23 protein-coding genes are annotated in these 26,503 nt (G+C 62.7%); 7 read left to right on the top strand and 16 right to left on the bottom strand.

Annotation, left to right across the window (positions count from 1 at the left end):
• The first annotated feature begins 61 nt into the window (after window positions 1-61).
• Window positions 62-1,504: a PPC domain-containing protein gene (locus ACP7C6_RS02845; protein ID WP_308907725.1), complete on the top strand. Its 1,443-nt coding sequence runs from the start codon at window positions 62-64 to the stop codon at window positions 1,502-1,504.
• A gap of 49 nt (window positions 1,505-1,553) precedes the next feature.
• Here ACP7C6_RS02845 and ACP7C6_RS02840 read toward each other — a convergent pair whose 3' ends face one another.
• Entirely contained in the window at window positions 1,554-2,654 is a 1,101-nt protein-coding gene (locus ACP7C6_RS02840; RefSeq protein ID WP_068937192.1) for an SMP-30/gluconolactonase/LRE family protein, read from the bottom strand.
• Window positions 2,651-3,328 (bottom strand): sterol desaturase family protein, encoded by a 678-nt coding sequence (locus ACP7C6_RS02835; protein WP_028617011.1) that lies wholly within the window; start codon window positions 3,326-3,328, stop codon window positions 2,651-2,653. Before ACP7C6_RS02835 ends, ACP7C6_RS02840 begins: the two co-directional genes overlap by 4 nt.
• Before the next feature lie 296 nt (window positions 3,329-3,624).
• Between ACP7C6_RS02835 and ACP7C6_RS02830 the strand changes: the two genes are divergently transcribed.
• The 6 genes from ACP7C6_RS02830 to ACP7C6_RS02805 all read left to right on the top strand — a co-directional run bounded on the left by ACP7C6_RS02830 (window position 3,625) and on the right by ACP7C6_RS02805 (window position 10,447).
• Window positions 3,625-4,548, top strand: a complete 924-nt coding sequence (locus ACP7C6_RS02830; RefSeq protein WP_426108229.1) for a substrate-binding domain-containing protein — start codon at window positions 3,625-3,627, stop codon at window positions 4,546-4,548.
• A gap of 63 nt (window positions 4,549-4,611) precedes the next feature.
• Window positions 4,612-6,120, top strand: coding sequence for a sugar ABC transporter ATP-binding protein (locus tag ACP7C6_RS02825; RefSeq protein ID WP_426108228.1), 1,509 nt, complete (start codon window positions 4,612-4,614; stop codon window positions 6,118-6,120).
• Complete coding sequence (locus ACP7C6_RS02820; protein ID WP_311893071.1) at window positions 6,086-7,078, top strand: ABC transporter permease; 993 nt, start codon at window positions 6,086-6,088, stop codon at window positions 7,076-7,078. Before ACP7C6_RS02825 ends, ACP7C6_RS02820 begins: the two co-directional genes overlap by 35 nt.
• Before the next feature lie 28 nt (window positions 7,079-7,106).
• Window positions 7,107-8,186 carry an alcohol dehydrogenase catalytic domain-containing protein gene (locus ACP7C6_RS02815; protein WP_068937194.1) on the top strand — a complete coding sequence of 360 codons (1,080 nt, stop codon included), beginning with the start codon at window positions 7,107-7,109 and terminating at the stop codon, window positions 8,184-8,186.
• Window positions 8,187-8,188: 2 nt separating this feature from the next.
• Window positions 8,189-9,721 (top strand): FGGY-family carbohydrate kinase, encoded by a 1,533-nt coding sequence (locus tag ACP7C6_RS02810; protein ID WP_426108227.1) that lies wholly within the window; start codon window positions 8,189-8,191, stop codon window positions 9,719-9,721.
• Complete coding sequence (locus tag ACP7C6_RS02805; RefSeq protein WP_122684032.1) at window positions 9,722-10,447, top strand: SDR family oxidoreductase; 726 nt, start codon at window positions 9,722-9,724, stop codon at window positions 10,445-10,447. It begins immediately after the preceding gene.
• Here the strand turns inward: ACP7C6_RS02805 and ACP7C6_RS02800 are convergent.
• From ACP7C6_RS02800 to ACP7C6_RS02735, 14 genes are all read right to left on the bottom strand, one after another.
• Window positions 10,444-11,448: a LacI family DNA-binding transcriptional regulator gene (locus ACP7C6_RS02800; RefSeq protein WP_028617004.1), complete on the bottom strand. Its 1,005-nt coding sequence runs from the start codon at window positions 11,446-11,448 to the stop codon at window positions 10,444-10,446. The two genes, ACP7C6_RS02805 and ACP7C6_RS02800, sit on opposite strands and share 4 nt — an antisense overlap.
• Window positions 11,449-11,506: 58 nt before the next feature.
• Entirely contained in the window at window positions 11,507-12,370 is an 864-nt protein-coding gene (locus ACP7C6_RS02795; RefSeq protein ID WP_122684030.1) for a LysR family transcriptional regulator, read from the bottom strand.
• Between the two features lie 248 nt (window positions 12,371-12,618).
• Window positions 12,619-14,022 carry an amidase gene (locus ACP7C6_RS02790; RefSeq protein ID WP_068937198.1) on the bottom strand — a complete coding sequence of 468 codons (1,404 nt, stop codon included), beginning with the start codon at window positions 14,020-14,022 and terminating at the stop codon, window positions 12,619-12,621.
• Complete coding sequence (locus ACP7C6_RS02785) at window positions 14,019-15,287, bottom strand: Zn-dependent hydrolase (protein ID WP_028617001.1); 1,269 nt, start codon at window positions 15,285-15,287, stop codon at window positions 14,019-14,021. Before ACP7C6_RS02785 ends, ACP7C6_RS02790 begins: the two co-directional genes overlap by 4 nt.
• 13 nt (window positions 15,288-15,300) lie before the next feature.
• The gene (locus ACP7C6_RS02780; protein WP_028617000.1) at window positions 15,301-15,996 is read right to left on the bottom strand and encodes an ABC transporter ATP-binding protein; all 696 of its coding nucleotides are present in this window, start codon (window positions 15,994-15,996) and stop codon (window positions 15,301-15,303) included.
• The gene (locus tag ACP7C6_RS02775; protein ID WP_028616999.1) at window positions 15,996-16,745 is read right to left on the bottom strand and encodes an ABC transporter ATP-binding protein; all 750 of its coding nucleotides are present in this window, start codon (window positions 16,743-16,745) and stop codon (window positions 15,996-15,998) included. The genes ACP7C6_RS02780 and ACP7C6_RS02775 overlap by 1 nt, the downstream gene beginning before the upstream one ends.
• Window positions 16,742-17,752: a branched-chain amino acid ABC transporter permease gene (locus tag ACP7C6_RS02770; RefSeq protein ID WP_028616998.1), complete on the bottom strand. Its 1,011-nt coding sequence runs from the start codon at window positions 17,750-17,752 to the stop codon at window positions 16,742-16,744. The genes ACP7C6_RS02775 and ACP7C6_RS02770 overlap by 4 nt, the downstream gene beginning before the upstream one ends.
• A 1-nt stretch (window position 17,753) precedes the next feature.
• Window positions 17,754-18,614: a branched-chain amino acid ABC transporter permease gene (locus ACP7C6_RS02765; protein ID WP_426108226.1), complete on the bottom strand. Its 861-nt coding sequence runs from the start codon at window positions 18,612-18,614 to the stop codon at window positions 17,754-17,756.
• 57 nt (window positions 18,615-18,671) lie between these two features.
• Window positions 18,672-19,874, bottom strand: coding sequence for an ABC transporter substrate-binding protein (locus tag ACP7C6_RS02760; protein WP_028616997.1), 1,203 nt, complete (start codon window positions 19,872-19,874; stop codon window positions 18,672-18,674).
• A 224-nt stretch (window positions 19,875-20,098) separates the two neighbouring features.
• The gene (locus ACP7C6_RS02755; protein WP_068937199.1) at window positions 20,099-20,869 is read right to left on the bottom strand and encodes a FadR/GntR family transcriptional regulator; all 771 of its coding nucleotides are present in this window, start codon (window positions 20,867-20,869) and stop codon (window positions 20,099-20,101) included.
• Window positions 20,870-20,976: 107 nt separating this feature from the next.
• Window positions 20,977-21,720: an alpha/beta fold hydrolase gene (locus ACP7C6_RS02750; RefSeq protein ID WP_426108225.1), complete on the bottom strand. Its 744-nt coding sequence runs from the start codon at window positions 21,718-21,720 to the stop codon at window positions 20,977-20,979.
• Between the two features lie 103 nt (window positions 21,721-21,823).
• The gene (locus ACP7C6_RS02745; RefSeq protein ID WP_068937201.1) at window positions 21,824-23,227 is read right to left on the bottom strand and encodes an efflux transporter outer membrane subunit; all 1,404 of its coding nucleotides are present in this window, start codon (window positions 23,225-23,227) and stop codon (window positions 21,824-21,826) included.
• Window positions 23,220-25,190, bottom strand: a complete 1,971-nt coding sequence (locus ACP7C6_RS02740; RefSeq protein ID WP_028616994.1) for a MacB family efflux pump subunit — start codon at window positions 25,188-25,190, stop codon at window positions 23,220-23,222. Before ACP7C6_RS02740 ends, ACP7C6_RS02745 begins: the two co-directional genes overlap by 8 nt.
• Window position 25,191: 1 nt before the next feature.
• Entirely contained in the window at window positions 25,192-26,361 is a 1,170-nt protein-coding gene (locus tag ACP7C6_RS02735) for an efflux RND transporter periplasmic adaptor subunit (protein ID WP_426108224.1), read from the bottom strand.
• Between the last annotated feature and the right edge of the window lie 142 nt (window positions 26,362-26,503).

The raw sequence follows: 26,503 nt of genomic DNA, 5'->3' as shown, positions 1-26,503 counted from the left end.
TTCCATCCCAGGTGACCGGATGTCACCTGACCTTCAGTTTTTAACTATGGATGGATAAAAAATGAAATCTAAAAAAGCCTTTATGCTGGGCGCGGCCATGGCGGCCTCCTGCTTCGTTTCGGCCTTTGCCCTGGCCGAGCAATACCCTCAGAAACTCAATGTCGAAGTGGTCAGGCAGGCCGTGGACAAAGCCCTGAAATCCGGCGGCAAGCTGGACGCGGCGAAGGTCCCGGCCAGCCTCAAGCAAAAGCTGAAGGCAGCCAAGACCGGTCAGTCCAAGGCTGTCACGCAGTCCGTCAAATCCGCGCCTTTCAACACCGTGGTCGGTGAGTTGAAAAAGCCCGGCCAGGCCGAGTTGAAGAGCGCTGCCGTTGCGGCCTTCGTCCCGCTGTTCCCCACCCTGGATATCAACACGCTCTACACCATCACGGGTGTGGCTCAAGGTGAAGAGTTCGCTTATCACTTCAACCTGCCAGAAAACGCGAGGGTCCAGGTGCAACTGGTCAACCAGAGCGCGGGCACCGACATGTCGCTGACCCTGTTCCAGGACGACGGCCAGGGCAACCTGAGCGTGGTAGGTTCCTCGGATGCCGCAGGCAATGCCGACGAGTACCTCAACGGCGTGCTGCCGGCCGGTGATTACTACTGGTACATGGTCGCCAAGGTCGCCAGCAGCTCGCAATTCAGCTTTGGCGTGGCGGTGGATACCAACGTCGATGCCTATGAACCCAATGACACGCCGCAAACCGCCTTTGTGCTGCCGGACTCGATGAACAAGGTGACCGGCAACCTCGACAACGCCAACGATGTCGATTACTTCGACTTCAAGGCGGTGCGTGGCCAAAGCGTGAGCATGTACCTGGCCGGTGACGCGAACGGCAGCCGCAACCAATGGATTTTCGATCGTTTTGACGGCGTCAATTGGGTCACCATCCCTGCCGGCTCGACCTCGACCTACCCGAGTGTCACGCCGGGCACCACGGTGAAGGTGCGTGTGCGGGCCAATCCGGCCGTGGTTCAGGATTCGACCAAACAATACCAGTTGAGCCTGGGCTCTACGCCGCGCCTGAACACGTCTGATGTGAAGGGTGACAATATCGTGCGTGTACCGGCGTCGATTTTCTGGATGGCGACCCAGGCGGGACGTACGGTGAACTGGACCACCAATTGGTCCGACTCCACGGGCGCACCGCTGCTGGGCGTTACGCCGGTTCTGCGTATCGACAAACGCTTTGACGGTGCCGAGTTCCACTGGACCGACTTCAAGGCCACCACCAACAGTGCGGGCACATCCCAGGCCAGTTCCGGTATCGGCGACTGCTTCGGCGATAACCGTGTGCAGTATCCAGACAGCAGCACGGGCGTCACCTACACCTGGGACACCACTTTCAACTTCGGCGGCTGGCGTATCGAGCTGGACGAGTTCCCTGGCGTGGGCGTGGGTGGCGAGAACGTGCCTTACGTGACCTTCGGGCACATCTGCACCCAGAACATCGTTCACTGATTCAACGGTGTGAGTGAGAAGGGGCAGCCTGACGAGGCTGCCCCTTTTTTTATTCGCCCGCCAATGCCAGGTCCAGCGGTAGCCGCGCCATGCTCGTGCCTTTCAACGAGCCCAGGTACAACCAGTTTCCATATTCCCGTGCGGTGGTGATCGGCGAGTAGTTCCCCGGGCTGCCGTCCTGCAGGTTGGCGATGACCTTACCTTCGGGATCCAAGCCCAGCACGAAGGCTTTGCGTTCGATAGGCTTGGGCACCACCATCAGCGCCCGTACCATCACCTTGCGCAGCAATGGGTAGCCGGCAAAGCTGTCAAGCAACGGATTGCGTGGCGAATACAGCGCTACCCAGAAACGGTCCTGGCCGTTGAAGCTAAGGTTGTCCGGCAGGCCGGGCAGGTTGTCGATAAACAGGTCATGGGTGCCGGCGCGCTCGCCCTTGAGCCAGTAACGGCTGATACGGTAGGCGCCGGTTTCATTCACCAGCACGAAGTTTTCATCCGGCCCCAAGGCCACGCCGTTGGCAAATTGCAGTTGGTCCAGTAGCACGTCGGTGCTGCCGTTGCTGAAGTCATAGCGCAGCAGCCGACCGTCGCCGCCATGTTCGATCACCGCTTCGCCGTCCTGCCCGTAGCCCCAGCGACTCGACGCATCGCTGAAGTAGGCATAACGCCCGCTCGCGTCCACGGTGACGTCATCGGTGAAACCGAAGGGCAGGCCGTTGGCACTGGTGCTCAACGTAGTGAGTTGGTGTTTTGCATCCAGGGCGAGCAAGCCCTTGATCCCGTCGGCAATGATCAGGCGCCCATCCGGGTGCAGCGCCAGGCCCAGGGGCCTTCCGCCGGTATTGGCCAATACTTCCAGGCTGCGGCTGTCGGGCGAGGTGCGGATGATGCGCCCGTCATGCAAGCCGCTGATCAAAAAGCCCTGGGCGTCCAGCAGCAAGGCCTCGGGCCCGGCGATGTCCTGGGCGCCGATTTTCTGCACGCCCTTGAGGCGCTGGTTCTCGGTGTAAAGGCCGCTCTTCATCGACGGCGCCGTGGGTGGCGTCCAGTTTACGGGTTGCACTTTGGTCGGCATCAACAGCAGAAAGGCGACCACCGCCAGAAGCAGTAGAAACAGCAGATGACGTAGTTTTTTGGGACGGGTACTCATGACGATGCCTGGTTGTCGTTGATGCTCGGTTCCCAATGCAGGGTGCCGAACAGGTAATCCATCAGGGGAAGGACGATGTTGAAGTTGCGACCCTGCATCAGTTCACGGCGGTGATGCAGGGCGTGCAGATGGTGCATCTGGCGGATCCACGGCAAGCGCGCCACTGGGTGGCTGGCGGGCAGGTGCTCGCAGGCGTGAAACACTTCGTAAAGTAAATACCCGAGGATCATGCACCCCGCGAACAGGCCGGCGACATTGGGGCTCAATTGTTTGAGCAACCACCAGGCAGGCAGAGTGATTGCCAGGCTGTGCAGCACGATCAGCCAGGCCGGGAACAGGATGACGCGCCAGTCGCGGGGGCTGTCGTAGGTCATGTGGCCGGGGGTGAAGAAACTGTGATGATCGCCGGTGTGGCGTGCGTAGAACAGCCGGGCCAAGGCGTGCTTGTGGTGGCCAAGGTGACGGTGCACGAGGTAGATGCAGAGGTTGAAGAACACCAGGGTCAGCGGCACGGTCAGCCATTGCACAGCGCTGATCTGATGCGTGGATGACCAGGCCAGGGCGATGCACACGATGCCGTAGCCGAACACGAAACTGGCGTGCAGCCAAGGGTTGTAGTGGGGCGCGACAGTGGCGCGGTAACGGGCGCGAAAGGTCTCGGTGGGGTGGTCCATGGCGGGTTGCTCGGTGTTTTTTTGTTGGAGTCTGAGCTTAGTTGGTGGTGGGGAATGTGCGAGTTTTGCGCTGCACACAGACCGACGGTAGGAGCCGGCTTGCCGGCGATGCTGACACCTCGGTGTGTCAGGTACGGCGAGTGGATGCCATCGCCAGCAAGCCGGCTCCTACAAGGACCGTGTCAGCCGAGGCGACCAGTGGGGGCTTGCACACCCCCTGTTTCCTTGCTAGTTTCTCGCAAAATGTTAACGATAACATTTGCTCTAACAATAAAAACAAAACAGAGAATCACGCCATGAAAATGCTCCCGAAAACCCTGTGTTTATTGGCTGTAGGCATCACCCTCGGCACTGTCTCCCCAGCATTCGCCGACACTGCCAAGCCGATCCGCATCGGCGCGTCCTTCCAGGAAATCAACAATCCCTATTTCGTCACCATGAAAAACGCCCTGGAAGAAGCCGGGGCGACCATCGGCGCGAAACTGATCATCACCGACGCTCGTCACGACGTGTCCAAGCAGGTCAGTGACGTCGAAGACATGCTGCAAAAAGGCATCGACATCCTGCTGATCAACCCCACGGACTCGGTCGGCGTGCAATCGGCGGTCAAGTCTGCCCACGCCGCCGGTGTCGTGGTCGTCGCGGTAGACGCCCAGGCCGACGGCCCGCTGGATTCCTTCGTCGGCTCGAAGAACTTTGACGCTGGCTTCCAGGCCTGTGAATACCTGGCCAAGAGCATCGGCGACAAAGGCAATATCGCGATCCTCGACGGTATCGCCGTGGTGCCGATCCTGGAGCGTGTGCGCGGTTGCAAAGAGGCCGTGGCCAAGCACCCCGATATCAAGATCGTCAGCATCCAGAACGGCAAGCAGGAGCGTGACCAGGCGCTGACCGTCACCGAAAACATGCTGCAGGCCCAGCCCGCCCTCAAGGGCATTTTCAGTGTGAATGACAACGGCTCCCTCGGCGCGCTCTCGGCCATCGAAGCCAGCGGGTTGGACGTGAAGCTGGTCAGCGTCGACGGCGCGCCGGAAGCGATCAAGGCGATCCAGAAGCCCGGTAGCAAGTTCATCGCCACCTCAGCGCAGTATCCGCGCGACCAGATCCGCCTGGCGCTGGGCATTGCCCTGGCCAAGAAGTGGGGCTCGCAGGTGCCGGCCACCATCCCGGTGGACATCACCCTGATCGACCAGGCCAAGGCCAAGGATTTCAGCTGGTAAATCGCCCAGGCCCCACGCCTACCGTGGGGCCCAGGTCATCCTTCTGAATACGAGGTCGGCGGTATGAGCAGTCTTCTGAAGTTGGAAAACATCTGTAAGCGGTACCCGGGTGTACAGGCCCTCAAGTCCATCAACCTGCAAGTCGAGCGCGGTGAGATTCATGCCTTGCTCGGCGAAAATGGTGCGGGCAAATCGACGCTGATGAAGATCCTCGGCGGCGTCGAGCATCAAGACGAAGGCCAGATCCTGATCGATGGCCAGGCGCAGCAGTTCGCGACCTATCGCGATGCAATCGCCGCCGGCATCGGCATCGTGTTCCAGGAGTTCAGCCTGATTCCCTACCTCACTGCCGTGGAAAACATCTTCCTCGGCCATGAGCTGAGTAACCGTTTCGGCCTGTTGCGCAAGCGCGAAATGGTCGAGGCCAGCGAGGCCTTGTTCAAGCGCCTGGGCGTTACCATCGACCTGCAATGTGCGGTCAAGCACCTGAGCGTGGCCGAGCAGCAGTTTGTCGAAATCGCCAAGGCCCTGGCCCTGGATGCGCGCCTGCTGGTGTTGGATGAACCGACTGCCACGCTGACACCGAGCGAGGCTGAGCTGCTGTTCGACATCATGCGCGAACTCAAGCGCCAGGGCGTGGCGGTGATTTTCATCTCCCATCACCTGGAGGAGATTTTCCAGGTGTGCGACCGCATCAGCGTGTTGCGCGACGGCGGCAATGTGGGCGTTACCGATGTGGCTGACAGTGATATCGACCGGCTGGTCGAGATGATGGTCGGGCGCCGCCTGGAATGCAGTTTTCCACCCAAACCGAACACCGAGCGTGGCCCGCTGTTGCTGGAGGTCAAGGACATCCAACTGGTGCGCAACGGCCCGCACAACAGCTTCCAGCTGCACAAGGGCGAGATCCTCGGCTTTGCCGGCCTGGTCGGTTCCGGTCGTACCGAACTGGCCCTGGGCATGATGGGGGCGCTGGCGTCGGTGAGCAAAGACGTATGGCTGCGCGGCGAGAAAATCACCCTCGACGACCCGGCCCAGGCCCTGGCCCACGGCATCGGCCTGCTGCCGGAAAGCCGCAAGAGCGAAGGGCTGATCACCGACTTCAGCATTCGCGAAAACATCTCGTTGAACAACCTGCCCAAATACCAGAACGCCTCGGGCCTGATCGACAAGAACCGCGAATGCGCCAGCGTCGAAGGCCTGATGAAGCAACTGTCGATCAAGGCCCCCAGCAGTGAAAGCCGGGTGTTCAACCTCAGCGGCGGCAACCAGCAAAAGGTGGTGATCGCCCGTTGGATCAACCATCACTGCGACGTGCTGGTGTTCGACGAACCCACCCGTGGCATCGACGTGGGGGCCAAGGCGCAGATCTACGCGCTGATGCGCAGCCTCACCGAACAAGGCTACGCAATCATCATGATTTCCTCCGAATTGCCGGAAGTCATCGGCATGTGCGACCGCGTCGCCGTGTTCCACAAGGGCGCCATCGTCAAGGTACTCGAAGCATCTGCCGTCAATCCTCAAGAGGTCATGCGCCATGCAACAGGGGGCTCAAGTGAATACGTCCATTAGTACCGGCGACAGCAGCCGGTTGCGGCTGAACCTGGCGCGGCTGGTGCGCTCGCCGGCATTTTATCCCTTCGTCGGGCTGGTGGTGGTGACCCTGGTGATGATCCTCGCCAGCGACACCTTCCTCACTGCCAGCAACCTGTCGAACATCGCCCGCCAGGTGTCGATCAACGCGATCATCGCGGTGGGCATGACCTGCGTGATCCTCACCGGCGGCATCGATCTGTCGGTAGGGCCGGTGATGGCCTTGTCCGGCACGCTCACCGCCGGGTTGATGGTCGCGGGCCTGCCGCCCGGCCTGGCGATTGGCGCGGGCCTGTTGATCGGCGTGGCCTTTGGCATCGGCAACGGCTTGTTCGTGGCCTACCTGCACATGCCGCCGATCATCGTGACCCTGGCGACCATGGGCATCGCCCGTGGCCTGGGCCTGATGTACACCGATGGCTACCCGATTTCCGGGTTGCCGGATTGGTTTGCGTTTTTCGGCCGTGAAAGCCTGTTCGGTATCCAGGTGCCGATCCTGATCATGCTGCTCACCTACCTGGCGGCCTACGTGCTGCTGCAACACACGCGCATCGGCCGCTACATCTACGCCATCGGCGGCAATGAAGAAGCGGTGCGGTTGTCCGGCGTGCGTGCGGCGCGTTTCAAGTTGCTGGTGTACGGCATCAGCGGCCTTACGGCGGCGATTGCCGGGCTGGTATTGACCTCGCGCCTGATGAGCGGCCAGCCGAACGCCGGCGTGTCGTTCGAACTGGACGCGATTGCCGCCGTGGTACTCGGCGGTGCCTCGATTGCCGGCGGGCGCGGGGTGATCGTCGGCACCTTACTCGGCGCCATGTTGCTCGGCGTGTTGAACAACGGCCTGAACATGCTGGGCGTGTCGCCCTACGTCCAGAGCGTGATCAAGGGCGCAATCATTTTGCTGGCGATTTTTATCAGCCGTCAGCGCCACAAATAAACTTCTCACAAGCACAGGACCCGACACCATGGACAAGCACACCGAAATGCAAGCCGTCGTCTGCCACGGCCCCAAAGACTACCGCCTGGAACGCATCGGCAAACCCCAGGCACGCGCCAATGAACTGGTGATCCGTATCGCTGCCTGTGGCATCTGCGCCAGTGACTGCAAGTGCCACTCGGGCGCAGCGATGTTCTGGGGCGGCGACAACCCGTGGGTGAAGGCGCCGGTCGTACCGGGGCACGAATTTTTTGGCTATGTGGTGGAAGTGGGCGAGGGCGCCGAAGAGCACTTCGACGTCGCGGTGGGCGACAAGGTGATCGCCGAGCAGATCGTGCCGTGCGGCAAGTGCCGTTTCTGCAAGTCGGGCAAGTACTGGATGTGCGAAGTGCACAACATCTTCGGCTTCCAGCGCGAAGTGGCCGAAGGCGGCATGGCCCAGTATATGCGCATTCCCAAGACCGCCATCGTGCACAAGATCCCTGAATCGGTGTCGCTGGAAGACTCGGCGCTGGTGGAACCGATGGCCTGTTCGATCCATACCGTCAACCGTGGCGATGTCCAGCTCGACGACGTGGTGGTGATCGCCGGTGCCGGCACCCTCGGGTTGTGCATGGTCCAGGTCGCTGCGTTGAAAACCCCGAAGAAACTGGTGGTGATCGACATGGTCGACGAGCGCCTGGAACTGGCGAAAAAATTCGGCGCCGATGTGGTGATCAACCCGTCGCGCGACAACGCCCGTGAAATCATCAACGGCCTGACCGACAACTACGGCTGCGACGTCTACATCGAAACCACCGGCGTGCCAGCCGGCGTGACCCAGGGCCTGGATTTGATCCGCAAGCTCGGGCGTTTTGTCGAGTTCAGCGTGTTTGGCGCCGAGACCAGCGTCGACTGGTCGATCATCGGTGACCGCAAGGAGTTGGACGTACGCGGCGCTCATCTCGGGCCGTATTGCTACCCGATCGCCATCGACCTGTTCGAGCGTGGCCTGGTCACCTCCAAGGGCATCGTGACCCATGACTTCCCGCTGGACGACTTTGCCGAAGCCTTCGCGTTGGCCAACTCGACCAAGTCGATCAAGGTGCTGTTGAAGCCGGTGGCCTGAAAATGAACTACGTGATGGGTGTCGATATAGGAACCCAGAGCACCAAGGCGCTGCTGGTGGACGGTCAAGGTACGATCATCGCCCAGCATAGCCAGGGGTATCGCGTGGATACCCCGAAAGTGCGCTGGGCCGAGCAATGGCCGCAGGTCTGGCTGGACGCCGTCGAGGCTTGCGTTGCGCAGTGCATGGCCAAGGCCGGCGTGGCGGCGCAGCAGGTCAAGGCGTTGTGTATCAGCAGCCTGTACGGCGGCTCGGGGATTGCGGTGGATGCGCAAATCACGCCGCTGCACCCGTGCCTGATCTGGATGGACCGCCGTGCTGGCGAGCAGGTGGCCTGGGTGCGCGAGCAGGTGGACCTGGAGCGTCTGTTCGCGATCACCGGCAACTCGGTGGACAGCTACTACGGCTTCACCAAGATGCTCTGGCTCAAGCAGCACCAGCCCGAGGTGTGGGCCAAGACTCGCTACCTGCTGCCGCCCAACAGCTACATCAACTGGTGCCTCACCGGCGAGTTGGCGGTGGACCATAGCAGTGCCGGCAATATCGGTGGCGTCTACGACGTGAAGGTGCGCGGCTGGTCCGCCGAAATGCTTGATGCACTGGGCATACCGCAGGCGATGATGCCGGAGCGCCTGGTGTATTCCGGGGAAGTCGTCGGTGGGTTGCTGGAGGGTTGGGCGGCGCGTCTGGGCCTGCAGGCGGGCACACCGGTTCTGGCCGGTGGCGTCGATGCGGCCATGGCAACGCTGGCCGCAGGGGTGACGCAGCCGGGCAATCACGTGGCAATGATCGGCACCAGCATGTGCTGGGGTTACCTCAACCAACAAGTGGATGCACACCATGGCTTGGTGAGCATGCCCCACGTCTACAACGGCCACCGCGACCTGTACATCTTTGGCGGAGCAATCACCGCCGGTGCCTCGGTCAGCTGGTTTCGCGAGCAGTTCTGCCAGGCCGAAGAGCAACAAGCCAAGGCCACCGGCCAGGACAGCCTGGTGCTGCTGGAACAGCGCGCGATGAACATCCCGGCCGGCAGCGAAGGCCTGTTGTTCCTGCCGTACCTGATGGGTGAACGCAGCCCGGTGTGGGATGACCGCGCCAGTGGCAGTTTTGTCGGCTTGAACCTCTACCACAGCCGTATTCACCTGTATCGCGCGGTGCTGGAGGGCGTGAGTTTTGCCCTGCGACACAACATCGAAGCGGGCACACGCGGCGCGCATTCCCTGGACCCGCGCTTGATCGTGGTGGGCGGGGCGAGCCATTCGGACCTGTGGATGCAGATCATCGCGGACGTTACGCGGTATCCGGTGTACACCATCGTGCAGGAGGTTGAGGCCGCGTTGGGCGCGGCGTTGCTGGCGGCACACACGGTGGGGTTGGTGAGCGATGGGGAGATGGACAAGGGCTGGGTACAACTGGAGTTGCGGGCTGAGCCCAAGGCGGAAAATGTCGAGGCGTACGACCGTGCGTTCGGCGAGTACCTGAAGCTGTATCCGGCCCTGAAACCGATCATGCACAGCCTGCAGGAGAACTGAATGAACGCAGCCTTCGACTTCACCCACCAGCGCATCCTCGTCACCGGCGCCAGCAGCGGCATTGGGCGCGAAATCGCCTTGCAACTGATCGCCAGCGGCGCCGATGTCTTTGCCCTCGGCCGCGACGCCCAAGCCTTGGCCGAACTCGGTTGCCACACCTTGTGCCTGGACATCGCCGACAGCGCCGCCCTCGATAACGCCCTGCACGACCTGCCACCGCTGCACGGCCTGGTCAACTGCGCCGGCATCTCGCGGCTGGAGCCCGCCGCCGCCATCAGCGCCGACGCGTTCGACCAGGTGATGCAAGTCAACGCCCGCGCCGCCGCCCAGGTCGCCAGCCGCGTGGCGGCCAAAATGATCGAAGCACACATCGCCGGCAGCATCGTCAACGTCTCCAGCCAGGCCTCGCTGGTGGCCCTGGACGATCACCTCGGCTACTGCGCCTCCAAGGCCGCGCTGGATGCGATCACCCGTGTGCAATGCGCCGAGTGGGGCCGCTTTGGCATTCGCGTCAACAGCGTCAACCCCACCGTCACGCTCACGCCGATGGCGGCCATGGCCTGGTCCGAGCCGGCCAAGCGCGACCCGGTGCTGGCGGCCATTCCATTGGGGCGTTTTGCTGAAACCGTCGAGGTGGCGTTGCCGGTGCTGTTCCTGTTGAGCAGCGCCGCCAGCATGATCAGCGGCGTGAGCCTGCCCATCGACGGTGGCTACACCAGCCGCTAGCCGTTTTCCAACTGACCGGCGATCACCACCTTGTCCCGCGGCTTGAACGGGTCTTCCAGGCGATCGAGCAACAGGCGCACCGCACTGCTGCCGGCCAAAGACGCATCGTGAGCCACGCAGGCGATGGGCACGCCGAAGATATCGGCGAAGGGCAGGCGGTCGATGCCGCAGATGGTCAGGCTGTCATGGGCGATGTTGTGCATGCGCAGTGCGCGCAAGGCGCCGAGGGTGATCAACTGGTTGAAGCCCATGATCGCGTCCGGCGCCGAGTGTTCGGCCAGGTAGTCGAGGGTGTGCAGGTAGGACGGCATCAGCGTGTAGTCGCCGGCCTGTACTTCGACCTGCACCTGCGGGTGCTCGGCCAGCACTTCGCGCAGGCCCTTGAGGCGTTCGACGGTGATGCGTGAGTGCTCGGGGCCGGTCAGCACCAGCAGGCGCTTGAGGTCGGGCGTCTGGCGCAGCAGGTAGTGCGCGGCCTGGATGCCGCTGTGGTAGTTGTCGAGCACCACGCGGCTGAACGGGCTGTCGTGGATTGTGCGATCGAGCAGCACCACTGGGGTTTTGCCGTTGCCCAGGCGTTCGAGGTAATCGGGCTGGTAGCTCGGTTCATCCGAGACCGGCGACAGAATGATCCCCGCCACGCGGTAGCCCAACAGGGTGTCCACGGCCTTGCTTTCCAGCTCTTCCAGCTCATCGGTGTCCACCAGCATGATGGTGTAGCCGTGCTGTTTGGCCTCGCGGGAAATCGCCTTGATCATTTCGCTGTAGAACGGGTTGTCCACGGAGGCGGTGATCACGCCGATGATCAGGCTCTCACTGCGCTTGAGCCCGCGTGCGAAGGCGTTGGGCACGTAGTCCATCTCCCGCGCCACTTCGAGGATGCGCGCCAGGGTGGCCGGTTTGACCAGGTCGGGTTTGCTCAGAGCGCGAGACACCGTGATGGTGGTCATGCCAACCCGTTTGGCGATGTCGCTGATAGTGACGGACTTCTTCTTGTTCATCGGTCAGGCTGCAAAAGGAAACACCCGCAGGCTAGCATGCGCGGTGGAGATTGTTGCTTCAAATCAATGGGTCCCAACGCTGCGACCAGTCGCTTTCGGCCTTGACCACCTCACGCAGCAACCCCAGTGCCTGTTGCAACACTGCCGAATCTCGCGCCCGTGAATACACCAGGTACGTCGGGAAGCTGAATTCCGGCGCCTTGGGCACACGCTGCATTACGCCGCTGTCCAGGTAACTCTGCACCACGCGCGTGCGGAAATAACCGGCGCCGCCATTCTCAAGGATGTACTGCAATGCCAGCGGGCCCAGGTTGAAACTCAATGCGGCACGGGCCTTGTCGGGCAGCGCGGCGTCGTGTTGTTGACGAAACCCGGGCCCCCAATCGATATACACGTAGGGCGCCGGGTTGCTCACCAACTGCACCAGGATCAGTTTTTCCTCCAGCACCTGTTCCACCTGCAAGCCTGGCCAGTATTGCGGCTGGAACACCAATGCAGCGTCGAGTACGCCCAGTTCCAGTTGGCGCAACAGGTATTCGCCTTCGCGGATTTCGGTGCGCAGGGCATGGCCGGGGATGTGTTGGCGTAACGCCTGGGCCCAGCCGAGCATCAATGGATTGCACAGGCTGACTTCGCCGCCGATATGCAGCACGTTGCGATAGCCATCGGGCAGCGGCAGGTCGCGTTTTGCCGCTTCCCAGGTTTGCAGCAACTGGTTGGCGTACACCACGAAGGCCTCGCCGTCGGCGGTCAGCCGGGCGCCGGCGCGGTTGCGCACGAACAGTGTGCTACCTAGCTGGCTTTCCAGGCTTTTGACCCGTGCGGTGATGGCGGTCTGGGTGACGTGCAGTTTCTCGGCTGCTGCGGCCAGGCTGCCGCAGCGGGTGATTTCGAGGAAGGTGCGTGCCAGTTCGATGTCCATGAAGCCCCCGGGGATGAATGGGGGACAGTGTAATGGAATGTGGTTGAAACTGTGGGAGCTGGCTTGCCTGCGTTCGGCCAGCGTGTTTGACGGGGCGCCTGAGATCAAGATCAAGAGCGACTCGCTTCGCATCCTGGATATGCGGTCTTGTAGGCGCCGGCTTGCCGGCGATTGGGGTGTGTCGGTGACGGGTGAGGTGTCTGACACGGCGCCATCGCCGACAAGCCGGCTCCTACAGGGAGTGCATTTCAGGTTGGGGTTTGTGGGGCTTGGAGGTGCTTGCTCGGGAAGGCCTTCGCGTAGGCGTGGCACACCCGCAACACCTGCTCGTCGGCAAAACGTGCGCCTACTACATGCAAGCCCACCGGCAAGCCGTTCGCTGCCAACCCACACGGCACCGAGGCTGCCGGTTGCTGCGTCAGGTTGAAGGGGTAGGTGAACGGTGTCCACTGTGTCCATTCCTGCAAACCCGAACCCGGTGGCACGTCATGCCCGGCATCGAACGCGGTGATCGGCATCATCGGCGATACCAGCACATCGTAATGCTCATGGAACGCCGCCATGCGTGCCACCAGGGCTGCGCGTGCTTCAAGGGCCGCGCTGAAGTCGTCCAGGCTCAAACGCTCGCCGCGCTGGGCGATGCGCAGCAGGCCGGGGTCCAGCAGTTGTTTTTGTGACTCGCTCATGGGCCCGGTCAGGCGTGCAGCGCCGGCTGCCCACAAGGTGCTGAAGACTTCCAGCGGGTCACTGAAGCCGGGGTCGATCTGCTCGACATGGGCGCCCAGTTGTTCCAGGCCTCGCACCGCCTCCGCGACCACCTTGGCCACTTGCGGGTCGACCTCCACGTAACCGAAGTTCGGACTGTAGGCCACGCGCAGCCCTTTCAAATCCGCTGCGCCCGACAACCACGGTGTGGTCCTCGGCGCACCGATCAACCCGTCCCGAGCATCCGGTTGCGCGATGGTCTGCAGCATCAATACGCTGTCTTCCACCGTGCGGGTCATCGGCCCCAGGTGCGAGAGGATTGTCATGGAGCTGGCCGGCCACTGCGGCACATAACCGAAGGTCGGCTTGATCCCGAAAGTGCCGGTAAATGCACAGGGAATCCGAATCGAACCGCCCGCATCGCTGCCTTGGTGCAGCACCCCCAGGTTCAACGCCGCCGCCGCGCCCGCGCCGCCGGACGAACCGCCCGCCGTGGTGCGGGTGTCCCACGGGTTGCGGGTGATGCCGTACAGCGGATTGTCGGTGACGCCTTTCCAGCCGAATTCAGGGGTGGTGGTTTTGCCCAGCAGCACCGCGCCGGCCTTGCGCATAAAGGCCGGGAAGGGCGCGTCCACCTCCCACGGCCCGTCGGCGGACGAGGTGCGCGAGCCCTTGCGGGTGGGCATGCCGATTGTCAGCGTCAGGTCCTTGATCGAAGACGGCACGCCGTCCAACGGACCGCAGGGTTGGCCGTTCAGCCAGCGTTGTTCCGAGGCGCGCGCCGCATTCAGCGCGCCTTCCGGGTCCACGTGGCAGTAGGCATTCACCACCGGATTGAAGCGTTCGATCCGCAGCAAGGCGTCCTCGGTCACTTCCACCGGCGACAAGGTCTTGTCGCGAAAATGCTGCAGCAGTTGCACCGCCGTCAGTTGGCCGATCTCGCTCATGCCACGTCCCCCTGCGCTGCGTTGACCATGGCGCGCAACAACACCGCGCAGCCCGCCGCCAGGTCGTCCGGCGCGGCGTTTTCGATTTCGTTATGGCTGATGCCGCCTTCGCACGGTACAAAGATCATCCCGGCCGGACCCAGTTCGGCGACAAAAATCGCGTCGTGGCCTGCACCGCTGACGATGTCCATATGGCTCAAGCCCAAGGCCTCGGCGCCTTCACGTACGGCATTGACGCAGGCCGGGGCGAAGTCCAGCGGTGGGAAGTCGGCGGTTGGGGTCAGTTCATATGCCAACCCGTGTCTCGCGGCGGCGGCTTCGATCACGCTGCGCACTTCATCAACCATGGCTTGCAGCTTGTCTGCGTGCAGATGACGCAGGTCGAGGGTCATGTGCACCTGGCCGGGAATCACGTTGCGCGAGCCGGGATGCAGGCTCAGGCAACCGACCGTACCGCAGGCGTGGGGTTGCTGCTGATGGGCGATGCGGTTGACCGCGCTGACCACCTCGGCGGCGCCGACCAGGGCGTCCTTGCGCAGGTGCATCGGCGTCGGGCCGGCGTGGGCTTCGACGCCGGTGAAGGTCAGGTCGAACCATTTCTGGCCCAGGCAACCCATGACCACGCCAATGGTAGTGGCCTGGTCTTCCAGTACCGGGCCTTGTTCGATATGCGCTTCGAAGTAGGCACCGACCGGGTGGCCGAGCACGGCGCGGGAGCCGGCGTATCCGATGCGCTGCAATTCGGCGCCGACTGACAGGCCCTGGTCATCGAGCTTGTCGAGGGTGTCCTGCAAATCGAACTTACCGGCAAACACCCCGGAACCCATCATGCACGGCGGAAAACGCGAGCCTTCTTCGTTGGTCCACACCACCACTTCGATCGGCGCTTCGGTTTCAATCTTCAAATCATTCAGGGTGCGGATGACTTCCAGTCCCGCCATTACCCCGTAGCACCCGTCGAACTTGCCGCCGGTGGGTTGGGTGTCGATATGGCTGCCGGTCATCACCGGGGGCAGGGCCGGATTGCGCCCGGCACGGCGCGCAAAGATATTGCCGATAGCGTCGACACTGACGCTGCACCCCGCGGCCTCGCACCATTGTACAAACAGGTCACGGGCCTGGCGATCCAGGTCGGTCAGCGCCAAGCGGCACACGCCACCTTTGACGGTGGCGCCGAGCTGGGCCAGGTCCATCAGCGATTGCCACAAGCGGTCGCGGTTGATCAGCGGGGCGTTGCTCTTGAGCGGTTGCGCAAAACTATTCATCAGTAGTCTCCGGTCAGGCACTCAGGGCCAAATAACGGTTTTTGATGGTCGGGTCGGCGCGGAAGGCTTCGGCGCTGCCCTCGTAGACCACGCGGCCCTGTTCAAGCACGTAATGGCGGTCGGCGAGCTTGTCGCAAACCATCAGGTTTTGTTCCACCAGCAGCACCGGCAGGCCGTCGTCCTTGACCTTGCGCAGGATCTTCACCAGCTCGTCGACGATGACCGGGGCCAGGCCTTCGGTGGGTTCATCGAGGATCAGCAGCTTGGGATCGTTGAGCAGGGCACGGGCGATGGCGAGCATTTGTTGCTCGCCGCCGGACAACGCGTGGCCAGCGTTTTTGCGCCGCTCCTTGAGGCGCGGGAACATGGCGTACACGTCTTCGAGCTGCCAGCGGCTGGTCTTGCGTGCGGCGATGCGCAGGTTTTCCTCGACCGTGAGCAGGCGGAAGATCCCACGGTTCTCCGGCACCAGCGCCAAACCCTGGCGGGCAATTTCGAAGATCTTCTGGCCCACCAGTGCCTGGCCGTTGAAGTGGATCTGGCCCTGGCGCGGGCAGATGATGCCGAGAATGCTGCGCAGGGTGGTGGTCTTGCCGGCGCCATTACGCCCCAGCAACGTCACCAGTTCGCCAGGGTTGACGGTCAGCGACACGCCTTCCAGCACGTGGCTCTTGTCGTAGTAGGAATGGATGTTCTCAACGATCAGCATCAGGCAGCCTCCCCAAGGTATGCAGTGCGCACACGCTCATCGGCGCGCACGAATTCCGGTGTGCCTTCGACCAGGATCTGCCCGTGGCTCATCACCGTGATGCGTTGGCTGATGGACATGACGATGCTCATGTTGTGTTCGATCAGCAGCACCGTGTGGTCGCGGCCGAGGTCGCTGATCAACTGCGTCATGATCGGGATGTCATCGATGCCCATGCCCGAGGTGGGCTCATCCAGCATCAACAGTTTCGGTTTGGAGCAGATCGACATGCCCACCTCCAGCACCCGCTGCTGGCCGTGTGACAACTCACCGGCCAGGGTGCCGGCGCGGGCCGTGAGTTGCAGGCGCTCCAGCACCTGGTCGGCCATCTCCAGGTGTTCGCGCTTGCTGTCGACGCGGCGCCAGAAATTCAGTGCGCGTGCACCGTCGCGGCCTTGGGCGGCGAGGCGCAGGTTTTCGCGCACGCTGAGGTTCTGGAACAGGCTGGTGAGCTGGAACGAGCGCGCCATACCCAGGCCGACGCGGCCGTGGGCAGGCTTGCGCATCAGGTTCTTGCCGTCGAAGTGGATCGCCCCGGCGGTGGCCTGGCGTTCGCCGGTGAGGCAGTGGAACAGGCTGGTCTTGCCCGCGCCGTTGGGGCCGATGATGGTATGGATAGTGCCCGCCTCGACCTTGAGGTTCACGCCGTTCACCGCATGGAACGCGCCGTAGGCCAGTTCCAGGTCTCTGGTTTCCAAAAGGATGCTCATAGCCCTTCCTCCTTGGCGACAACGGCCGTTTTGCGATGGCCGCGTACCTTTTCGAACAGCGACGCGAGGCCGCCCCACAAACCGCCGCGCATGAAGATCACCACCAGGATCAGGATCACCCCCAGCAGCATCAGCCAGCGCGGCCACAGGTCGGAGAGGAAATCTCCGAGCAGCACGATGGAACCGGCACCAAGCAATGAGCCGAACAACGAGCCGGTGCCGCCAACGATGGTCATGATCAGGATGTTCTCGGACATCGCCAGGTCGATATTCGACAGCGGCACAAAGTGCAGCAGCATCGCGTACAGCGCGCCGGCAATTCCGGTGACCGCGCCGGACAGCACAAACACCAGGATCTTGAAGTGGCGTGTGTCGTAGCCGATGGCAGAGGCACGGGTTTCGTTTTCGCGGATCGCCATCAAGGTGCTGCCGAACGGTGACGCAATCACCCGGCGTGCGCCGATGAAGATCAGCAGGAACAGCACTGCGACAAAGCCGTAGAAGGCGCGGGCGTCGGCCAGTGACAGCAGCACCGTTTCACCCACGCGGATCTCCGGGCGCGGCACGCTGAGCAGGCCGTTGTCGCCACCGGTCCAGTCGCTGAGGGTGTAGGCGACAAAGTAGGCCATCTGGCTGAACGCCAGGGTCAGCATCACGAAGTAGATGCCGGTGCGACGGATCGCCAGGGCGCCCACCAGCAACGCCAGGAAACCACCGGCCACGGCGGCGCCGAGCAACGCCGTGAACAGGCCCAGTTGCAGGTGGATCATCAGCAACGCCGCGCAATACGCGCCGGCCCCGAAGAAGATGCCTTGGCCGAAGGAGAGCAGGCCGGTGTAGCCCAGCAGCAGGTTGCAGGCCAAGGCCGCCATCGCAAAGATCAGGATCTCGGTGGCCAGGGTCGCCGAGGGCAATATCAACGGTAGGCCGATCAGCACCGCCAACACCCACAGCAACATCGCGCGCGATTGCGTCTTGGCAAACGGCAGGGGGTTTTTCTCGCTCATGTCAGGCTCTCCCGAACAGGCCGTAGGGACGGACCAGAATCACCACGGCCATGGCGCCGTAGATCATCAGGCTCGCACCCTGGGGCCAGAGTGTGGTCATCAGGCTTTGCACCACGCCCACCAGCAAACCGCCGACCAGCGCACCGCTGAACGAGCCCATGCCGCCGATCACCACCACCACGAAGGCCACGCCGAGAATCTCCGGGCCGACAAAGGGTTGGGCGCCGCGCAACGGGGCGAACAGCACGCCCGCGACGCCGGCCAGGGCTACGCCGAGGGCGAAGGTCATGGAGAACAGCCGGAAGATGTTGGTGCCCAGCAGCGACACGGTCTCGGTGCTTTCACTGCCGGCCCGCACCAGGGCGCCGAAGCGCGTGCGTTCCAGCAGCAGCCACAGGCCCAGGCCGACGAGCCCGGAAAACACGATGAGAAACAGGCGGTAGTAGGGGTAGACGAAGTCACCCACCACCAGCACGCCGCGCAGCAGTTCCGGCACGGCGACGCTTTTGCCCACCGGGCCCCAGATCATCACGCTGGCTTCCTGGATGATCAGCGCGATACCCAGGGTCACCAGGATCTGGAACATGTGCGGCAAGTGATAGATGCGTTGGATCAACAACCGCTCGATGGCCCAGGCCAGCGCGGCCACCACCAGCGGCGCAATCAGCAACGCCAGCCAGAAGTTGCCAATGAGGCTCACAGCGGTGTAGCAGATATAGGCACCCAGCAGGAAGAACGCGCCGTGGGCGAAGTTGACGAAGTTGAGCAGGCCGAAAATGATCGTCAGCCCGACCGCGATCAGGAAGTAGATCATCCCCAGCCCAAGGCCGTTGAGGATCTGGAACAGATAAAGATTAAGCATGCAGGAACCCTCTGCAGGAGGCCGCTTGCACGGCCCTGCGCTACCAAATTCAGGGGATCAGCCGAGCGTGCAGCCTGTGGCGTCCACGGGCGGGAACGACTGACCGGCGCTGAGTACCTTGGCCAAGTCATCCTTGTCGGCCATGTCGGCGGTGGCCTTGCCGATCAGCAGGTAGTAATCCTTGATCACCTGGTGGTCGCCGGCGCGGATCGATTCCTTGCCGGTGGGCCCTTCGTAGCTCAGGCCCTGCAGGGCCTTGGCTACGGTCGGTCCGTCGAAACTGCCGGTAGAAATGATGGCTTCGAGCATGACCTTGGTGCTGATGTAATCGGCGGCCAGCGGGTAGGTAGGGTTGATGCCGTATTTGGCTTGGGTGAGCTTGACCAGTTCACGGTTGAGCGGGGTGTCGACCTGGTGCCAGTACTGCGCGCCGAGGTACACGCCTTCCAGCACATCACTGCCCAGTTCCTGGAACTGGTCGAGGCCGGCGGACCATACCAGCAACACCTTCATGCGCTCCTTGATACCGAAGTTCACCGCCTGGCGCAGGGTGTTGGACGACTGGCTGCCGAAGTTGAGCAGCACCAGCACATCGGGCTTGGCGGCGATGGCGTTGGTCAGGTAGCCGGAAAATTCCTGTTCCTGCAACGAGTGGTAGCTGTTGCCGATGTGTTCCAGGCCGTTTTCCTTGAGCACATTCTTCGCGCCTTCGAGCAGCGCTTCGCCGAACACGTATTGCGGGGTGATGGTGTACCAACGCTTGGCGTCCGGCAGCAGCTTGATCAGCGGCACCATGGTTTCACGGATCGCGCCGTAGGTGGGCACCGACCAGCGGAAGGTTGCCTTGTTGCAGTCCTTGCCGGTGACTTCATCGGCGCCCACCGGGGTCATGAACACACCGCCGACCTTGTCCACCTCCTTCGCCACGGCCAGTGCCGACGACGACAGGGTGCAGCCCTGGAAGAACCGCGCGCCGTCCTGCTGGATGGCTTCCTGCACCTTGCGCACGGCCTTGCCGGCGTTGCCTTCGGTGTCGATCACCTTGTAGTTCAGCGGGCGGCCGAGCAGCTCGGGGTGTTGTTCCACCGCCAGGCGCGAACCCATGTCGGCAAACTTGCCATAGCTGGCAAAGGCGCCAGACATGGACTTGAGGCCGTAAAAGGTAAAGGGCTCGGCGGCGAATGCAGACCGAATGCTCAGCGGGAGGCTGAGGGCGGCGGCTGCGGTAAGACTGGCTTTCAACAACGTACGACGCTGCATGGGGTGACTCCCTGATTTAGTTATTGGCAGGAGTGGCAATGGCGATACGGTGGAGCAAGGGCCTGTGGACAGGCCTGTTATTGGATGGGGCAAACACTGTCTCTGTAGGAGCCGGCTTGCCGGCGATGCAGGCAACTCGGTGGGTCAGTTGAACTGAGTCGATGCCATCGCTGGCAAGCCAGCTCCTACATTGATTGGGGGGCCACAGTAGGTACCGTGGTGTGTCAGTGGTGGTGATCGAACTCCAGTAGAAAATGCGGGCTGACCTGGCCTTCAAGGGCGGTCATGTGGTGTTCGGCATCGCACATGTGTTCATGCATCAAGCTGCGCACCGCGCTTTCATCCCCGGCACGAAAGGCGATCAGTAACTGCTTGTGATAGTCCAGGTTGGCGGCGTCGAACTGCTTGCGCTTGGGCTTGTAGGCTTTTTTCAGCACCACCAGGTCGCGCAGCAGATCGTTTAGGAACTGCGCCATGAAACTCAGCAACGGGTTGGGGCAGGCCTTGGCCAGCAGGTTATGGAACTCCAGTTCCGCCAGGCGCTGTTCACGCTGGCCGGCCTCGCTGTCTTCGGGGGCGCTGCAAAAATCCACATTGTCTTGCAGGGCCTGGTAGTCGTCCTCGCTCAAGCGCCCGAGCACCGACACCGCCAGTTCTACTTCGATGACTTTGCGCAGTTGGTACACCTGTTCGCCGTCCAGGTGCTGGAAGTGCAGGTAGTTGCGCAACGCGCGGCTGGCCGGTTCGGTGCCGGCCTGGTTCAGGTAGGCGCCGCCGCTGGGCCCGGTGCGGGTGCTCACCAGGCCTTCCACTTCCAGTGCCTTGAGCGCTTCGCGGGCCGAACCTTTGGAGCACTGGAAGCTTTCCATCAGTTCGCGTTCGGTGGGCAGGCGGTCGCCGGGCTTCAAGGCGTCGGTGACGATGGAGCGCTTGACCGACTCGACAATCACATCGGACAGCTTCTGGCGTTTGCGTCGTAGCGGGCGGCTTAGCATAGGTTCGATTTATCGTATTAATGCGGATTAATAGCACTTAATAACGATCGGGATGCAGCGTCAACGGCGGGTGTCGTTTTCGATGGCAACAGGTCGCAATCGGATGGTTACTCCCCGTTGCCTGAATCGAGGCAGCGCGTGGACGACGGTGGTTGCTTGCCGAACACCAGAAAGTCGCCCATCCAGCGGTTGATGCAGCTGCTGGCGTCCTGTTGGGCTGTTTCTTTCAGGCGCAGTTGTTCGACCTTGGGTGTCGCCGATTCGGGTTGCTTTGCATTGACCAGTACCATGCGCGCCACCCGTTCGGGAAACAGGGCCGCGTAACGGTTGCCCAGGCGGGCCGCATCGGCATTGCCCAGGTAGAGCAGTTGGGCGTCGCCCAGTTGAGTGCGGACAAACTCCAGGTCTCGGGCGGCTTGTTCGACTCCATTGTCGTTGCCGAGGTCGCGGGGGCTGAGTTCGATGACGTCGTAGCGGTTGACCAGTGTGCGATACGCTGGGTTGGAGTAAGAGCCCCAGAGGCTGGTCAGGTGAATGACAAACGTGCCGCCCTGGTTCCTTTGGGGCGCATCGCTGGCCAGGACAAACACCACGCCTTCGCGATTCAGCGGGTCTCGGGCGCCGACGCGGGTCAGGTGGAGGCGCAGGTTGCCTTGCCGGGGCGCAGCGTAATTGCGCGGCACGCTCACGACGCCGCATTGAGTGCGTTGCAGCACTTCGGGGTCCAGGCGTTCAGCGGTGCGCAGGGGGCAATCCAGCAACCAGTCAATGGCGGTGGGAGGAATCAGTTCTTGGGCAGCGCTTGCAGTCACCCAGAGACAGGCGCATGTCAGGTATTTTGCGACAGTCATCAAGAGGTCCTGGGCAACCGTGTGAGTTCGGTGTTTTTACCAAGGACCTTTGCTCAAGAATGTAGGGCGAGAAGACAGTTGGTGTGCGAAAGCGGAGTTTTGTTTATCGGATCTGCGTCTGCCAGCCGCCGCCCAGGGCTTTGTACAACGCGATACTGGCCTGCAGGCGCGACAGTCGCAGTTGCACGTTCTGGTCCTGGGCCGCGTACAGCGTGCGCTGGGTTTCCAGTACCGTGAGCAGGTCTTCGGCGCCTGCCTGGTAGCGGCTTTCAGCGATCTGGAAGGCGGTCTGGGCCTGTTGCAGTTCTTCGCTTTGCCATTCGCGCTGCTGGTCGAGACGGGTGATGCTGCTGAGGGATTTTTCCACGTCGGCAAAGCCGTTGATGATCGCACCGCGATAGGTTTGCAGCAGTTCATCCTGGCGCGCGCGGGCCTTGTCGCGTTCAGCACTTAAACGACCGTTGTTGAAGATCGGCGCCACCAGCCCAGCGGTCAGCGTGTAGTAGGGGCTGCGCAGGATATCCACGGCCTTGTAGGCGTCGGAGCCCAGGGTCGCGCCGAGGGTGATGGCGGGCAGCATGGCCGCGCGGGCCACGGTGACGTCGGCCTGTGCTGCCGCCAATTGCGCCTCGGCCTTGGCGATATCGGGACGGCGGCTGAGCAATTGACTGGGCATGCCGGCGCCGATGGCAGGCCAGGTCAAGGCTTGAAACGGTTCGCTGCCAAGGTCCAGGGCTTGGACGGGTTGGCCGAGAAGGGCGGCCAGCGTGATCCGCGACTCTTCGGTCAGTTGCTGAATCAGCGGCAATTGACGTTGCTGGCTGGCCACCAGGCTTTTTTGCTGGGCCAGTTCCAGGGCGGTGGCGGAGCCGGCGTCATAGCGGGTCTGCACCAGGTCGAGCACGCTGCGCGCATTGGCCAGGTTCAGTTCTGCAATCTGCTGGCGCTGCTGCGCGGCCAGGGTTTGTGCGTAGCGGTCGGCCACGCTGCTGAGCAAGGTCAGCTCTACGGTGGCCTGGTCAAACTCGCTGGCGCGCAGGGTATGCAGGGCGCTGTCGCGGGCGGCGGCGCGGCCACCCCAGAAGTCCACTTCGTAGCTGGCGGTGAGGTTGGCGCCAAAGTTGTCGACGGCGTCATCGCTTTGCGAAGCGTCAAGGTCCGGTCCACCCGGGCCACGTAACAACTTCTGGCGGCTGGTGGTGAGGTTGAGCTTCACTTCCGGCAACAGCGGCGCACCGGCGATCACTGCGCTGGCTTGGGCCTGGCGCACGCGCGCGGTGGCGGCGGCCACGTCGAAACTGTCTCGCCGGGCCTGTTCGACCAGCCGGTTCAGTTGTGGGCTACCGAACTGCGTCCACCATTGCTGGTTGGTGACCTGGGCGGCGTCGCGTTCGGCAAATTGCCAGGCGGCAGGCGCTGCAATCCCGCTGTCGAGCGCGGGCGGGTTGCCGGTGCAGGCGCTGAGTAACACGCACAAGGCAGGAAGGTAAAAGGACTGTTTATTCACTGGTCAACGCCTTAACCGGATCGAGCCGGGCAGCTTTACGGGCCGGCATGAAGCCGAATACGACACCGGTGACGAGTGCGCAACCAAAGGCGCCAAACACCGCCAAAAGGGAGAACTGCACCGCCACCTTGGCCAGCACCAACACGCCGCCAACCAACAACGCCAGGGCGATGCCGCACAAGCCGCCGACCACCGAGAGCATCACCGCCTCGGTGAGGAACTGGCGCAGGATGTCGCGTTGGCGTGCGCCGGTGGCCATGCGGATACCGATTTCACGGGTGCGCTCGCGTACGGTCATCAGCATGATATTCATCACGCCGATCCCGCCCACCAGCAAAGATATCGCCGCAATGGAACCGAGCATCAATGACAGCGTGTTCTGCGTACGGGCCTCGGCCTGGATCATCGCTGCGTTGTTGGTCAGCTCATAGTCACGCTTGCCGTTGTGCAGCTTTTTCATCAACTGGTCGATGGCCACTTCGGCTTCGTGGACCTTGCGCGCATCCGCCGCCGCGATCACCACATACTCAGGGTTGTAGCTGCCAAACAGGCGCACACTGGCGGCGGTGTAAGGGATGGCGACACGGTCGTCACTGTCCTTGTTGCCGGAGGCGGCGCCTTTTTCCGCCAGCACTCCGATCACCTGGAACGGCACGTTTTCAATCAGGATGTACTGGCCGAGTGGGTTGACCTCGCCCTTGAACAGCTTCTCGCGCACGCGATGACCGATCACCGCCACGGTGGCGGCGGCACGCTCGTCGGCGGCCGTGAAGTAACTGCCCTCGACCACCGGCCAGTTGAAAATCTCCGGGAAGTTGGTGTCATTGCCGCCCACGTAGGCCATGTAGTCCACGTTGCCGTAACGCACCCCGACTTCGCTGCCGTTGACCGGCATGATGTGTTTCACCTGGGGCAGGGCCGCCAGCGCGTGGACGTCATTGAGGGTGACGATGCCCAGCGGTGTACGCGGGTTGGGCGACGTGCCGCTGAGGTAGATGATGTTGGAGCCGAATGCGCCCATCTGCGCCATGACTTGCCGCTTGCTGCCTTCCCCCACGGCCAGCATCACCACCACCGACGCCACGCCGATGATGATCCCCAACAGGGTCAGCGCGGTGCGGAAGCGATTGATCCACATCACCCGCCAGGCGGCTTGCACCGCGTCCACCAGCTCGGCTTTCCACGCGCCATTGTGTTCGGCACCGTCGGCCAGGCGTTGGCGCAGGTCCACGGCTTGCAAGGCGCCGTTCGCTAATACTGGCGCAACGTCGCTGCCGTCGGCCGAGTCGCTGATGATCAAGCCATCGCGAATCTCGATGATGCGATTGGCCCGCGCCGCCACTTCGCGGTCGTGGGTGATCAGGATCACCACGTGGCCCTGGCTGGCAAGCTCATCGAGCAGGGTCATGACCTCGGCGCCACTGTGGCTGTCGAGGGCGCCAGTGGGTTCGTCAGCGAGGATGATATGCCCACCGTTCATCAACGCACGGGCAATGGACACCCGCTGTTGCTGGCCGCCGGAAAGCTGGTGCGGACGATTGCCGGTGCGCTCGGCCAGGCCCAACCGCGTGAGCAGGGCGTTGGCGCGGGCATGGCGTTCGGCGGCGCTGATACCGGCGTAGATCGCCGGCATCTCGACGTTTTCCTGGGCCGAGCCCGACGGGATCAGGTGGTAGCCCTGGAACACGAAGCCAAAGGCTTCGCGGCGCAGCCAGGCGAGTTCGTCGCTGTCCAGATGGGCGACGTTTTCCCCGGCGAACAGGTAGTCGCCTGTGCTTGGACGGTCGAGACAGCCAAGGATATTCATCAACGTGGACTTGCCGGAGCCCGAGGCACCGACGATGGCGACAAATTCCCCGGCATGGATCGACAGGTCGATGCCGCGCAACACGTCGACCTGCGGGCTGTCGCCGCCGCCGTAGGACTTGCGGATGTTCTTGAGTTCGATCAGGGGCGTGGTCAACTCAACCCCCGTTGCCGTCGGCCGGGCCGATCAGCAGGTGATCGCCTTCGCTCAAACCGTCGAGCACCTGGACGCGCAGGCGGTCGCTGATGCCTACCTGCACCTGGCGCTGCTCGATTCGACCATTCTTGCCCACGACCTGGGCGATCTGCTCGTTGGGGTTCGCCGTGCCCGATAACGCGGCGACCGGCGCGGTGAGGGCGTCCCTGACCTGGCTGGCGACGAAAAATACCTGAGTGGTCATTTCGGCCATCAACGCGTTGTCGCTGTTGTCCACGTCCAGCAGCACGGTGTACAGCACCACGCGGCCGCTGCCGCTTTTGCTGGTGCTGTTGGGGCTGCCGCTGCCTTGGGTTTCATTCAATGGCTTGGGCGGAATCGGCAGGATCTGCCGCACGGTGCTGGTCCAGCGCCGGTTGCCGCCGCTCAACGTGGTGAAATACGCGGTCATGCCCGGCTTGACGTGGCCGATATCGGCTTCCGAGACCTCAGCCCACACGGTCATCGGTGACAATTTGGCGATGCGCAGGATCAGCGGCGTCTGCTGCTGGGCGTTTAGGGTCTGGCCGACCCGCGCGTCCACCGCGACCACGGTGCCGGTCATGGGCGCGTAGATGCGCGTGTAGCCCAATTCAGCTTCGTCACTGCGCAAGCTGGCCTGGGCTTGCTGGATCTGCGCCTGGAACATGTCGACCCGCGCCTGGGTGGCGCTCAGTTCTGCCTTGGCGGTTTGCACGTCTTCTTCACGGGTGGCGTTGCCGGCGGCCAGGCGTTGCTGGCGCTGGTACTTCTGGCGTGCCAGTTCGTGCTGGGCCTTTTGTTCCTGCAACTGGGCCTTGAGGTTTTCGATGGCGTAGCGGCTGGCGTCCAGCTTGGCTTTTTGCGTGGAGGGGTCGATCTCCACCAGTAACTGGCCTTCCTGGACCTGGTCGCCTGCCTCGACGTGGATCTTGCGGATCTGTCCGGAGGCCTGGGCCCCCACGTCCACATAACGGCGCGGCTGCAGGGTGCCGAGGGCGGTCACGCTGTTTTCGATACTGCCGCGGGTGACGGTGACGGTGGTGAGGGTGTCACGCCCCGGCGGCAGCACTTGCCAGGCCGCGATGGCGAAAATGGGGATCAGGCACGCGATAACAAGCAAGGCGCGTCGGGCAGGTCGAGGGCGTTTCATGCTTTGGTTCCAGCCAGGAAAGTTCGGACCGCAGTTGCGGGGAGCTGACAAGTAAACGAGAGAATTGCGCGGGGATTTAGGCGGTTACATAAGCAGTTACAGCTCCCTTGAAGAAAAAAATCGTCCGTTGATGCAAGTCTGC

Source organism: Pseudomonas sp. TWR1-1-4, from assembly GCF_049897165.1.
Lineage (GTDB): Bacteria > Pseudomonadota > Gammaproteobacteria > Pseudomonadales > Pseudomonadaceae > Aquipseudomonas > Aquipseudomonas canadensis.
This window is presented reverse-complemented; position numbering and strand designations above follow the sequence as displayed.

Coding starts and splice junctions, on each gene's coding strand:
- ACP7C6_RS02845 (WP_308907725.1), top strand. CDS start 62: ATGAAATCTAAAAAAGCCTTTATGCTGGGCGCGGCCATGGCGGCCTCC.
- ACP7C6_RS02840 (WP_068937192.1), bottom strand. CDS start 2,654: ATGAGTACCCGTCCCAAAAAACTACGTCATCTGCTGTTTCTACTGCTT.
- ACP7C6_RS02835 (WP_028617011.1), bottom strand. CDS start 3,328: ATGGACCACCCCACCGAGACCTTTCGCGCCCGTTACCGCGCCACTGTC.
- ACP7C6_RS02830 (WP_426108229.1), top strand. CDS start 3,625: ATGAAAATGCTCCCGAAAACCCTGTGTTTATTGGCTGTAGGCATCACC.
- ACP7C6_RS02825 (WP_426108228.1), top strand. CDS start 4,612: ATGAGCAGTCTTCTGAAGTTGGAAAACATCTGTAAGCGGTACCCGGGT.
- ACP7C6_RS02820 (WP_311893071.1), top strand. CDS start 6,086: ATGCAACAGGGGGCTCAAGTGAATACGTCCATTAGTACCGGCGACAGC.
- ACP7C6_RS02815 (WP_068937194.1), top strand. CDS start 7,107: ATGGACAAGCACACCGAAATGCAAGCCGTCGTCTGCCACGGCCCCAAA.
- ACP7C6_RS02810 (WP_426108227.1), top strand. CDS start 8,189: ATGAACTACGTGATGGGTGTCGATATAGGAACCCAGAGCACCAAGGCG.
- ACP7C6_RS02805 (WP_122684032.1), top strand. CDS start 9,722: ATGAACGCAGCCTTCGACTTCACCCACCAGCGCATCCTCGTCACCGGC.
- ACP7C6_RS02800 (WP_028617004.1), bottom strand. CDS start 11,448: ATGAACAAGAAGAAGTCCGTCACTATCAGCGACATCGCCAAACGGGTT.
- ACP7C6_RS02795 (WP_122684030.1), bottom strand. CDS start 12,370: ATGGACATCGAACTGGCACGCACCTTCCTCGAAATCACCCGCTGCGGC.
- ACP7C6_RS02790 (WP_068937198.1), bottom strand. CDS start 14,022: ATGAGCGAGATCGGCCAACTGACGGCGGTGCAACTGCTGCAGCATTTT.
- ACP7C6_RS02785 (WP_028617001.1), bottom strand. CDS start 15,287: ATGAATAGTTTTGCGCAACCGCTCAAGAGCAACGCCCCGCTGATCAAC.
- ACP7C6_RS02780 (WP_028617000.1), bottom strand. CDS start 15,996: ATGCTGATCGTTGAGAACATCCATTCCTACTACGACAAGAGCCACGTG.
- ACP7C6_RS02775 (WP_028616999.1), bottom strand. CDS start 16,745: ATGAGCATCCTTTTGGAAACCAGAGACCTGGAACTGGCCTACGGCGCG.
- ACP7C6_RS02770 (WP_028616998.1), bottom strand. CDS start 17,752: ATGAGCGAGAAAAACCCCCTGCCGTTTGCCAAGACGCAATCGCGCGCG.
- ACP7C6_RS02765 (WP_426108226.1), bottom strand. CDS start 18,614: ATGCTTAATCTTTATCTGTTCCAGATCCTCAACGGCCTTGGGCTGGGG.
- ACP7C6_RS02760 (WP_028616997.1), bottom strand. CDS start 19,874: ATGCAGCGTCGTACGTTGTTGAAAGCCAGTCTTACCGCAGCCGCCGCC.
- ACP7C6_RS02755 (WP_068937199.1), bottom strand. CDS start 20,869: ATGCTAAGCCGCCCGCTACGACGCAAACGCCAGAAGCTGTCCGATGTG.
- ACP7C6_RS02750 (WP_426108225.1), bottom strand. CDS start 21,720: ATGACTGTCGCAAAATACCTGACATGCGCCTGTCTCTGGGTGACTGCA.
- ACP7C6_RS02735 (WP_426108224.1), bottom strand. CDS start 26,361: ATGAAACGCCCTCGACCTGCCCGACGCGCCTTGCTTGTTATCGCGTGC.